This is a genomic window from Streptomyces sp. NPDC002690 (assembly GCF_053592415.1).
In genome coordinates this window covers 1-8226 of record NZ_JBSFVR010000329.1, presented here as the reverse complement: position 1 = coordinate 8226, position 8226 = coordinate 1, and the positions used below count along the sequence as shown (strand labels likewise).

Sequence of the window (8226 nt, the reverse complement as noted above, 5' to 3'; positions counted from 1 at the left end):
CGTCCCCCCCCGTGTCCTAAAAGCCGCGGGGGAGTTCGGCCGGGGCCCTGGCGTATGACCCGGCAGCGCATCAGGCCGCCTAAGGGCTGCCCCGCAACGTTGAGGCGAGCGGTTGAGAGACCGAGAGGTTCGCCGCCTATCCTCCTGTTGTGCAGCTGCCTCGGGATCCTTCGAACGTCGCCCATGCCCTGGTGGCCGCGTTTCCGACGCGTCTTGTCGGTGACGTGCAGAGTGTCCTAGCGGTCATGCCGGAGGCCAGGCTCGCGCCTATGACGCCCTTCGAGGTCGAGGTGCAGGGCGAGACCGTCGCCATCCCGTCGCGCATCTACAACGAGGAGCCCGGCGCCGACTTGGGGCGTCCCCTGGCCGGAACCCAGCAGGTGATTTTGCACTGCCTGTACTCCCGACACCACGATGGCTGGGTCCGCCAGCGGCACCTCGAGCAGATGGTGGCGTCGGGCGAGCCGTGGGTGGTCCCGTTCGTGGTGCAGTTGGCCGGCGAATACGTGCTGGAGATCCTTGAGGCGATCGGCCGGGGGCTTCCCGGGCTCACGGTCCCGGGCTCGGCACAGCGCCGCCTCTATGGGGAGTTCATCGCTCGGAATCCGGCCTTCTTCGCGCGCACGGAGCGGCGCGTGGTGAGCTACTGGTCGTGCTACTACCGCTGGAAGTATGGAGCGTTTGGGACGTATCCCGGATGCGTCCTTCTGGAAGCGTTCCGGGCCGCTGTGGTGGAACAGGTGGGCGCGCAGTGGCCGCGGCACATGGCGCGCCTTCCGCTGGCGGACGCTGGTGAGCGACCTGCCTGAGTACGGCCACGGTCCTATCCAGCAAGGTTGAGATTGTGCAGGTGGGCGACGCGGCGCATGGCGTGGTGGACACCGTCGCCCTTGAGTCGGCAGTCGCGGAGAATCTTCCAGGTCTTCATCCGGGCAAAGACGTGCTCCACTCGTGCACGGACCTGCTTGTGTGAGCGGTTGTGCTCCCGCTTCCAGGCGGGTAGTTCCTCGCCCTGCGTGCGGCGGTGCGGCGGTGCGGCGGTGCGGCATGATCAATCCGGTTCCTGGACAGCCGCCATCAGCTATCAAGGTCGTCCGGCCGACCGCTGTCTTTGCCCCCAATTCCTCCCACGCCTTGCAGTCGTTCCGGTTGCCTGGCAGCGGTCGTCCGACCACAACGACCAGGCGAGTGTCGGCATCGATGACGACCCGGTGATTGGTGGAGTACCGATAGTTCTTCGACTGCTCGGCCACCGCGTGATCGCGGGTGGGCACCAGCGTCCCGTCCACGATCAGCACAGTGCCCTCGCGAACCGGCGTCGTGCGGCAAGGCCAGCAGAGGGCCGATGCGGTCGATGATCCGGTCAGCAGCCGACTTCGAAATCCCGAACAACGGGGCCAGTTGGCACACGGTCAAGTTGGTGCGCCAGTAGGCCGCGACCAACAGAATACGGTCCTCAAGTGACAGGCCCCACGGACGCCCCGTCCGTGGTTCGGCTGCACTCTCGCGCTTCACCGCGGTCACCAACTTGCCGAAGCAGCGCGGGCTCAGTCCACTGAACGGACGTATCCAAGACGGCTCTGGTGCCGTGATCACACCAGCCACACCAAGATCATCTCACCTGTGACCAGCAGTTGCGGGACAGCCCTTAGCCTGAAACCGGAGCCGGTCAAAGTCACATGTCAATCGGTCAAGATCTCCTGTCAGAGGACACGCACGAACGGCTCCGCGAACCTCACAGCCTTGCCTCACACCTCACAGCCGCACCCGTCCACCAGGCAGAACACGGGTCCCGCCTCACAGCCGGCCGTCCCGCGCAGTCCCGTTCCAAGTCTCGCAGCACGTCGGAGGCGCCACGCGGAAACCCCAGCTCAACGCCCCGGACAAGGGGGCCACGGGCCGCCGACTACTTCCCTGAGAGACCCCCTGGGCTCTCGGGAAGAGAAGAGTTCCGGGACGGAGCCGGCCCGAGGTAGACCGCCGGTCCCTTCGATTCGGAGGGGACCTCGGAGGGGCGCCGGACGCCCCGCCCCGGCGGACCGAACGCCCCATAAGCGCTGTACGCCGATCTCCGGACCCAACGGCCACGCCCCGGACCCAGGGGAGGCCCGGGGCGAGCAACGATCGCTCAGATGCCGTTCAGCTGTGCCGTTGCAGTAGGCCCGTCCGGCCAAGTACAACGCTCAGGCACCGTCTGGCAGAGTTCCTCCATGAATGATCATCTGATGGGCTCGGACCTCGGGATAGGCGTGGCGAGACGGCGGACGCCGCCACGTCCCGTGGACGTGGTGAGGTTCGTTCCAGGGCTCGCCGCGTGGGCGCGGGACACAGTGCGTCTGCACCCGAGGCGGGGGTGCCGTCGAGCACTGAGAGCTCCGTGGGCGGGCCGTTGCTGTGGCTGGTAGACGAGGCCTGGCCGGTCTGTACTCAAATGCACCAAGACTTGGGCAGCGGCCTGCCGGGCAGCTCCAGGGTGCCGCTGGTGCCGGTCGTGCAGGCCTTCCGCGCGGACCTGCCGTCCGGCGTGGTGTCTTTCCCCGAGGGCACGGATGTCTTGCAGGTGCTCTGGTGCCCGTTCAACCACGAGTTTCCCGCGTCACCGTGGCCGGTGGTGTTCTGGCACGACTCCGCCGCCGCACGGGCCGTGCTCCCGGCACCGCCAACGGATCCGGCAGCGGCCCGTCGGCATGTTCCGGCGCCGTGCGTGGTCCACCCGGAGCGGGTGACGGAATACCCGAGCTGGGATCTGCCGGAAGACCTGGCCGACGAATGGCAGGACGACTTCCGCCGACTGCAGGAGGCGATTCCGCTGCAGTCCTTCTCCGGCTTCGCCGAGGCGCCGGGCATCAAAATCGGCGGGTATCCGTCCTGGTTCACAGGTCAGGGATGGGTGGACTGCGAGGGGTGCGGCCGCCGCATGGACCACCTGCTCACCGTGTCGAGCTGGGAATGCGACGGAGCCTCGTGGCGCATCTGGCTGCCACTGGAGGACCGAGACGAGGACGACGGTCGGGCAGTCCCGGTGGACCCCACCGGGCTTGACGTGGGCAGTGTGGGCTCGGTGTACATCTTCGAGTGTCGTGCCTGCCCGGAGCGCCCCGTCGCTCACTGGTACGACTCGGACTGACCGCCCTCAGCCTCCTTCACGACCACCGTCTCGCCGCCCGCTCACGTTCCGCGGGCTACGGGTGGCAGTGCTTGGAAGGGACTGTAAAACGTTCGGTGTAACTCCCGATCATGGAAGATGCATCGATGACCAGCAACAACGTGACCGAGGCCGAGACCGTCGAGCCGTCTGAGGCCGTGGTGCCGACGTCCATGGACGACCTGCTGATCGACGAGCTCGTGAGTCGGGCCCAGGCCCGAGGGCCTGCAAGCTGACCGGCGAGGGCGGGCTGCTCCAGCAGCTGACCAAGCGGCTCCTGGAGTCCGCTCTCGAGGGCGAGATCACCGACCACCTCGGCTATGACAAGCACGATCCCGCCGGGAAGAACGGCGACAACTCGCGCAACGGCACCCGGGCCAAGACCGTGCTGACCGATGTCGGCCCGGTGGAAATATCCGTGCCCCGCGACCGCGAGGGCTCCTTCGAGCCGAAGATCGTCAAGAAGCGGCAGAAACGCCTTTCCGGCGTCGACGAGATGGTCATCTCGCTCGCCGCGAAGGGCCTGACGACCGGTGAGGTCCAGGCCCACCTGTCCGAGGTCTATGGCGCCGAGGTGTCGCGCCAGACAATCTCCACGATCACGGACAAGATCCTCGACGGCATGGCCGAGTGGCAGAACCGGCCCCTGGACGCGGTCTACCCGGTGGTCTTCATCGACGCCATCCACGTGAAGATCCGCGACGGCGCCGTGGCGAACCGGCCCATCTACGTTGGCCTGGCCGTCACGACCGAGGGCCGACAGGACATCCTCGGGCTGTGGGCCGGCGACGGCGGCGAGGGTGCCGCACTGGATGCACATCCTCACCGAGATCAAGAACCGCGGCGTGAACGACGTCCTCATGCTGGTCTGCGACGGGCTGAAGGGGCTGCCCGACGCGGTCGAGACCGTCTGGGCGAAGACGATCGTGCAGACCTGCGTGGTCCCCCTGCTGCGGAACTCCTTCCGCTATGCCGCCCGCCAGGACTGGGACAAGATCGCCAAGCTCCTCAAGCCCGTCTACACCGCGGCGACCGAGGACGCGGCCCTTGAGCGGTTCGCCGAGTTCGCCGACACGTGGGGCAAGAAGTATCCGGCAATCGTCCGGCTCTGGGAAAACGCGTGGGAGGAGTTCACCCCGCTCCTCCGCCTCGACACCGAGATCCGCCGCATCGTCTGCACCACGAACGCCATCGAGTCCGTCAACGCGCGAATCCGACGGGCGGTCAAGGCCCGCGGCCGCTTCCCGAACGAGCAAGCCGCCTTGAAGTGCGTCTACATGGCGATCATGTCGCTCGACCCGACCGGCAAGGGCCAGGCCCGCTGGACCATGCGCTGGAAGACAGCCTTGAACGCCTTCGACATCACCTTCGACGGCCGGCTCTCCGCAGCACGTCAGTAGCCCTCAACAACCCCAGATACACTGCTCGTTTGACAGGCCCGCCCCTGACACAACCCCACAGAACATCAGGTGGAAACACGAAAAGACCAGGCAATCTGGTGCTCGGTGCGATGCAGGTCGCCTGGGTGAGCTGGGTGCCCGTCTCCTTCCACGGTGCGTGGCGGTGGCTCGCTGTCCCGATCGGGCTCACGGCGCTGCTTTCCGAAACGGCTCTCGACAGGCGAGACCCCGTGCAAGGCCCGAGAGGCTCACTGGGAGACTGCAACGAGTTAGGTCTCTTGGGTGGGGGCGGGATATGAACCGAAGACTGTTCGGTCTGGCATGCACGCTGATCCTGGCGGCATCGGCGGGTGCGACTGGCTGCGGCCGCTACTCCCCATGCCCAGGGGCGGGCCAGCGGCCGGAGGGACTCAGCACGAAGGACCTGGTCGGCACCTATCAAAGCGCTGTCGGACGCCTGACTCTCAGCAGCGACGGGACGTTCACCACACTCGGGTGGCCCACAAGTCTTGAAGACGCCACTGGTGAACCGCAGAGCAGAACCGGAAGCGGAACTTGGGAGCTGACTCCCGGCGACGGCCTCGATTGGCCTGTCGACTTCACCTTCCACAAGATCAGCGGCTACTGGGACAGTGCTGTCAGCGGTGGGTACTACGGAGACGGTCTTCACGTCAGCGGCAGTCGCGAGAATCCACACCTCTACGAGTACGTGGGCGACCCCGACAGCTGTGAACTCGACACCTTCACGCGCAACCGCTGAAACACGCTCCCCAAGGGCGCCGTCGATGCGTCTGGGCGTCGTTCCTCCTTCCCAGGACGCCCGCGAGCCGTGACCCGATCGAGGGGTGGGGCCACTGGAGGCCGTCGCAGACACCGCCGGACATCCGGGCTGCCCGGGCCGCCCGGCCCCTCGTACGGGACGCACTCGTACTCGCCCCCGGGCAGGCGCCCGGTCGGCCACACAGCCGTCCGCGCGGCCAACCGCGCGCAGCCGCGGGCCCGAACAAACAGACGCGGCGGGCCGAGGAGGGATGGCCTCCGGACCGACGGCCGGTCCCGACTGACCTCTGACAGGTGATCTTGACTGATTGCCAGGTGAGATTGACCGGCCTGGTGGGCCGCCAGGTCAGGTGCACACGTGGCGCCCGTACTCCTCGCGGCTCACACGGAAGTCATCCGGCCGGTTGAGGCGGAGCTCTTCGTACCGCACCTCGAAGATGTCGATCGCCTCATGGAGCGAGCAGCCGGACGCGTCCTTGATCGCCGTGAGCGCAAGGATGATCCGGTGGTCCAGGATGTGGCGGTCCACGTTCTCGGGCAGGTTTTCCATGGGCTGACCGTATCGACGGGCGTTCGACCGCACCGATCAATACCGCCTGGCAACCTTTTCGTTCCCTGAGTGAGAGAGCGGGTGTGACCGAACCGCCGCCCTGGATGTCAGAGGCGGCTGCTTACATGAGCCCATGGACACCGTGCACACGACCGCCGCTCTCCTCCCGGACCCCGCCGAGCTCCGCGCGCACCTGCGCGCGCTGGCCGTGCTGGACCAGGCGATCTGCCGCGACCCGCGGTTTTCGTGCTACTCCTTCTCCACCACCTGGGGGCCGGGGACGGAGGCGGCCCTGATGGACAACGGCTCGGGTGACGACTTCTCCGTCCTCTTCACCCCGGCCGGTGTGCTCGTCCGCGGCTTCGACCACGAGTCGGAGATGAGCCCGTACGGCACGGACGACGAACAGGTCTGGCCCGGTGTCATCGACGAGGTGCCCGCCGCGCTGCGCCCGCTCCTGGACGACCCGGCCTTTGTCGACGAGGGCCTCGGCGCCCTGCGGGTCACCGCCTGCCTGTGGTGGGAGGCCGGCGGCAGCGCCTGGCGCACCGGCTCGGGCATCGAGTTCCCCTCGGGCAGCCCGGACCCGGACGGCTCCGGGCACCTCTTCCGCCTCCTCACCGATCGCTCCCCCGAGGCCGTCCAGGCGCACTTCGAGGAGGACTACGGGCGGCCCGTCCCCGTCGACACCGTCCGCCACATCCTCGCGGGTCACCCCCTGTCCCTCGAGGCCGCCCGCGGCCTCAATCCGGCCGCGCTCTCCGACGAGGCCATGCTCCGCCGGATCGCCGCCGACCCCGAGGTCGAGGCGTATCTCGCCTGCGACGGCGAGTTCGATCTCACGCGGACCGACCCCATCGAGTCGATCGCACTGCCGGCCGGTCTCCCGGTGGAGCCCGTGGCCGGCTGCAACGCGGGAGGCACCCACTACCTCTGCGGCCCGGCCGGCTCCGACCGCGTCCGCCCCGTCCTCTACACCGACTCCGAGGGCCAGGCCTCCCTCATCGCGGAGTCCCTCGCCGAGGCCCTGACCCTGGCCATCGTCCTCCCCTCCTGGCACGACGCCCTGGCCGGCTTCCGTCCCCCCGCGCTCAACGCCGACTACCTTGAGGACAACCCGGACCACCCCGGGGTCCGCGACCGCCTCCTCGCCGCCCTCCGCCTTCCCCCGGCCACCGAACCCGAGGTCCTGGCCCGCCTCCTCACCACGGCCGCCCGCACCGTCCCGGACGGTTTCCTCCCTTCGGTCCAGGGCGAGGAGGACACGGCCTTCGAACCGATGCTCCGTCTGCCGACCGAGTAGGGCAGCCCCGCCGTGCGCCGCCTTCCGGACCGCCGAGGTCCTGCCGCGCTGCGGAGGGACATCGATCTCACGCAGGTGCACTTGGAGGCTGACCGGGTTCATGGGCTGTCCTGGCTGGCGGCCGATGGGTGTACCTGCGGCAGCTGACCGGCTACCTGTCGGGGGGCGTTTGCGCAGGCAGCACACGCACGACCGCATGGCGGTCGACGAGCTGCCGACGTAGGTGACTGTTCTCTGCCGTGGCCTGGTGAAGGGCGCCCACCAGAGCCTCGACGTCCGGCGTGACGAGGACGGGCGGATCGTGGGGACCGGCGGCGCGGGTGACGGCGAGGGCCAGGAGGACGACGACACGCAGGCCGCCGCCGAAACGGCTCTGCTCCACTTCTCCAGCCCGCGCGACGCGGCGACCATCGCCGCCTTCCTCCGTACGCGGGTCTACCGGCCGGAGTCCCTGGCTGGAGGGCTACCAGGCCTTCATCCGGTGGCGGGCCCAGAACGAGATCACCGGCGTCCACGCCGTCCCGTGCGACACCGAGGTCGAGGTCGGCGTCACGAAGGACTTCCCGCTCGGGCGGTGGGCGCACCAGCAGCGCAAGGCCCTGCGGGCCGGGGAGCTGGAGGACCGGCGCAAGGTCCTCCTGGACGGCCCGGAGGCCGGGATGCTCTGGGAGTCGGGCGAAGAGGCCTGGGAGGCCAAACTCGCCGCGCTCCGCTCCTTCCGGCGGGCCACCGGGCACCTCGCACCCCGTCAAGACGCCGTGTGGGGCGAGGGCGAGGCGATGGTGCCCATCGGACAGCACATGGCCAACCTCCGGCGGAAGGGCGGCTTGGGGAAGGACCCGCAGCGGGCAGCGAAGCGCGCGGAGCAGCTGGCAGCGGTCGACTCGGACTGGAACCGCCCGTGGCCGCTGAGTTGGCAGCGTCACTTCCGGGTGCTCGCCGACCTGGTCGAGGCCGACGGTGTCCTGCCCTACATCGCGCCCGGCGTCACGTTCGAGGGTGACGACATCGGGACGTGGCGGTGGCGGCAGCAGGAACCGGGCACCTG

The 8226-nt window shown here is 68.6% G+C and carries 6 protein-coding genes and 3 pseudogenes; 7 read left to right on the top strand and 2 right to left on the bottom strand.

Annotation, left to right across the window (positions count from 1 at the left end; genetic code table 11):
- The first annotated feature begins 149 nt into the window (after positions 1-149).
- Complete coding sequence (locus tag ACWD3D_RS29280; protein WP_451463782.1) at positions 150-809, top strand: hypothetical protein; 660 nt, start codon at positions 150-152, stop codon at positions 807-809.
- 14 nt (positions 810-823) lie between these two features.
- Here the strand turns inward: ACWD3D_RS29280 and ACWD3D_RS29275 are convergent.
- Positions 824-1605: pseudogene (locus ACWD3D_RS29275) on the bottom strand (transposase).
- 772 nt (positions 1606-2377) lie between these two features.
- Between ACWD3D_RS29275 and ACWD3D_RS29270 the strand changes: the two are divergent.
- The 4 genes and pseudogenes from ACWD3D_RS29270 to ACWD3D_RS29255 all read left to right on the top strand — a co-directional run bounded on the left by ACWD3D_RS29270 (position 2378) and on the right by ACWD3D_RS29255 (position 5305).
- Positions 2378-3127 (top strand): DUF1963 domain-containing protein, encoded by a 750-nt coding sequence (locus tag ACWD3D_RS29270; protein WP_451463781.1) that lies wholly within the window; start codon positions 2378-2380, stop codon positions 3125-3127.
- A gap of 125 nt (positions 3128-3252) precedes the next feature.
- Positions 3253-3381, top strand: a complete 129-nt coding sequence (locus ACWD3D_RS29265) for a hypothetical protein (protein WP_451463780.1) — start codon at positions 3253-3255, stop codon at positions 3379-3381.
- Positions 3336-4545 (top strand): annotated as a pseudogene (locus ACWD3D_RS29260) (IS256 family transposase); the annotation flags it as partial. The gene ACWD3D_RS29265 and the pseudogene ACWD3D_RS29260, both read left to right, overlap by 46 nt.
- A gap of 295 nt (positions 4546-4840) precedes the next feature.
- The gene (locus tag ACWD3D_RS29255; RefSeq protein ID WP_451463779.1) at positions 4841-5305 is read left to right on the top strand and encodes a hypothetical protein; all 465 of its coding nucleotides are present in this window, start codon (positions 4841-4843) and stop codon (positions 5303-5305) included.
- A gap of 366 nt (positions 5306-5671) precedes the next feature.
- On the opposite strand, the gene ACWD3D_RS29250 is transcribed toward ACWD3D_RS29255, so the two are convergent.
- The gene (locus ACWD3D_RS29250; protein WP_451463778.1) at positions 5672-5875 is read right to left on the bottom strand and encodes a hypothetical protein; all 204 of its coding nucleotides are present in this window, start codon (positions 5873-5875) and stop codon (positions 5672-5674) included.
- A gap of 133 nt (positions 5876-6008) precedes the next feature.
- Here ACWD3D_RS29250 and ACWD3D_RS29245 point away from each other — a divergent pair, with 133 nt between their 5' ends.
- The gene (locus tag ACWD3D_RS29245) at positions 6009-7178 is read left to right on the top strand and encodes a hypothetical protein (RefSeq protein ID WP_451463777.1); all 1170 of its coding nucleotides are present in this window, start codon (positions 6009-6011) and stop codon (positions 7176-7178) included.
- Between the two features lie 277 nt (positions 7179-7455).
- Positions 7456-8226 (top strand): annotated as a pseudogene (locus ACWD3D_RS29240) (helicase associated domain-containing protein); the annotation flags it as partial.

Excerpts from the sequence above, each read along its gene's own strand:
- ACWD3D_RS29265 (WP_451463780.1), top strand. The coding sequence starts at position 3,253 with ATGACCAGCAACAACGTGACCGAGGCCGAGACCGTCGAGCCGTCTGAG.
- ACWD3D_RS29250 (WP_451463778.1), bottom strand. The coding sequence starts at position 5,875 with ATGGAAAACCTGCCCGAGAACGTGGACCGCCACATCCTGGACCACCGG.
- ACWD3D_RS29245 (WP_451463777.1), top strand. The coding sequence starts at position 6,009 with ATGGACACCGTGCACACGACCGCCGCTCTCCTCCCGGACCCCGCCGAG.
- ACWD3D_RS29255 (WP_451463779.1), top strand. The coding sequence starts at position 4,841 with ATGAACCGAAGACTGTTCGGTCTGGCATGCACGCTGATCCTGGCGGCA.